This is a genomic window from Bartonella sp. MR63HLJHH, assembly GCF_042194155.1.
Lineage (GTDB): Bacteria > Pseudomonadota > Alphaproteobacteria > Rhizobiales > Rhizobiaceae > Bartonella > Bartonella grahamii.
The window spans coordinates 1-699 of the sequence record NZ_JBHIMN010000048.1 but is presented as its reverse complement, the minus strand read 5'-3'; the positions used below and the strand labels follow the sequence as shown (position 1 = coordinate 699).

At 38.2% G+C, this 699-nt stretch carries 1 protein-coding gene and 1 pseudogene; both read left to right on the top strand.

The features are described from left to right. A pseudogene (locus ACFIKQ_RS09070) lies at window positions 1–246 on the top strand (hypothetical protein); the annotation flags it as partial. A gap of 82 nt (window positions 247–328) precedes the next feature. Then, the coding region (locus tag ACFIKQ_RS09065; RefSeq protein WP_375656314.1) for a hypothetical protein at window positions 329–699 on the top strand (371 nt) is incomplete at its 3' end.

Genomic DNA, 699 nt, shown 5'->3' with positions numbered 1-699 from the left:
TATGATAATGCCCATGTTTTTTGTAATGCTTGGATTAAGGATTATTCAAGTATCTATGGTCATGCCAAGGTTTCTGGCTCGGCTCGTGTTGGTTGCTTTGTAAGAATTTATGATCATGCCAAGGTCTATGGCAAATCAAATATTGATCATCATGTGCAAATTTATGGCAATGCTGTTGTGAATAGCCGTGCAAAAATTCGTAATGATATCTGTGATGATAATCAGTCACTAAAAGACGCTGCTTAAATAACGCGTGGGCGCGGTGGGGGCGCCCTCCTTTAAATATCTCATTTAAAAATTTAAATCCCTTTATAAAGGAATTGTGCTCATGCAAAAGAAGTTTGCACTCACAAATGAAACGCGTGTATTTGGTAAACATGTTCTCTACCGTATTAAAGCATTAAAAGATTTTGCTGATATCAAAGCAGGTACCTTAGGCGGCTTTATTGAAAAGGAAGATAACCTCTCTCATGAGGGAAATTGCTGGGTCTATGATGAGGCTCTTGTGTTTAAAAATGGTCACGTTTATGAAAATGCAAGGGTTTTTGGCAATGCTGTCACTTGTGGTCATATCTATGGTCATGCGCGGGTTTATGACAATGCTATCGTTGCTGGCTATATCTATGATAATGCCTATGTTTATGACAATGCTAGGGTTTATGAAAACGCTCGTATAGCAAATAACGTGCATGTTTTTGA